Below are 1,287 nucleotides of genomic sequence, written 5' to 3'. Positions count from 1 at the left end.
TTGACGCCGCCTTCGACGATGGCGGCGATGTATTCCGGATAAGGCGGCGCCGCGAAGGTCGGCAGGAAGGTAAGGTTCACGCCGAACGGCTTGTCGGTCATGTCACGGCAGCGCGCGATTTCCTTGGCCAGCAATTCCGGCGTCTTCTGCGTGAGACCCGTGATGACGCCGAGCCCGCCGGCATTGGAAACGGCGGCGGCGAGCTCGGCAAAGCCGACGAAATGCATGCCGCCCTGGATGATGGGATGCTGGATGCCGAACAGTTCGGTGATCGCGGTCTTCACGTTAGTTCTCCTCCCGGAATATTTGCTGATGTTGACATCAGTCTAACCGCAATCTTGCGCCGCGGTCACCATTTCTCTCCGAAGGGGCGGATTTCCATTTCGAAGGTCCACGCGCTCTTCGGCTGCCGATAGAGCTGCCAATACGCGTCGGCCACCGACGACGGCGGCATCAGCAGATCGGGATTGTCGAGCGCGTTCGGGCCGAGCGCTTCGAGCCGGCGTTGCCGCACCCATTCGGTGTCGACGCCGGAATCGATGATGAGATGGGCGACATGGATGTTCTTCGGCCCGAGTTCGCGGGCCATCGCCTGCGCCACCGCGCGCAAGCCGAACTTGGCGCTGGCGAAAGCCGCAAAACCGCTGCCGCCGCGCAAGCTCGCGGTCGCGCCGGTGAAGAAGATGTTGCCGCCGCCGCGCGGCAGCATCAGCCGCGCCGCCTCGCGCCCGGCGAGGAAGCCAGAATAGCAGGCCATCTCCCAGACCTTGCGAAACACCCGCTCGGTGGTGTCGAGAACAGGGAAATTGACGTTGGCGCCGACGTTGAAGATGCAGACCTCCAGCGGTGCATGCTTGTCGGCATCGTTGAGGAAGGAGATGACCTCCTCCTCCTTCCGCGCATCCAGCGAGCGGGCGTGAATCTCGCCGCCGGCGGCCTCGATGTCCTTCACCAGCGGCGCCAGCTTGTCGCCGTTGCGCCGGCCGGCGAACACGGTGAAACCTTCGGCCGCGAATTTCTTGGCGATCTCGGAGCCGATGAAATCGCCGGCCCCGATGATGGCCGCAGTGGCGTTTCGCTTGGACAAGGTCACCTCCCTCCGGTGACATGCACCGTGGCTTCGACTGATATGATGACCATCAGGCTATAACGTCGCGCGAACGGTGTCAAAGCAACCGCGATCGCCACAAGCGACCTAGTGGCCCCGCGACGGCGCGCCGAGCTTAATCGGCCGCAGCACCGCCGCGGTCGGGATCATCAGCAGCGCGATGATGCCGAGCGTCCAGA

2 protein-coding genes are annotated in these 1,287 nt (G+C 63.9%); both read right to left on the bottom strand.

What is annotated here, in order from left to right; genetic code table 11:
* The coding region (locus tag NLR35_RS34165) for a nitronate monooxygenase (RefSeq protein ID WP_257170930.1) at positions 1-284 on the bottom strand (284 nt) is incomplete at its 3' end.
* 65 nt (positions 285-349) lie between these two features.
* Positions 350-1,087 (bottom strand): SDR family oxidoreductase, encoded by a 738-nt coding sequence (locus tag NLR35_RS34160; protein ID WP_257170929.1) that lies wholly within the window; start codon positions 1,085-1,087, stop codon positions 350-352.
* Positions 1,088-1,287: the final 200 nt, after the last annotated feature.

Source organism: Bradyrhizobium sp. SRS-191, from assembly GCF_024586915.1.
Taxonomy (GTDB): Bacteria; Pseudomonadota; Alphaproteobacteria; order Rhizobiales; family Xanthobacteraceae; genus Bradyrhizobium.
Note: the sequence above shows the minus strand (reverse complement) of the source record. Positions and strands in the feature narration are given on the sequence as shown.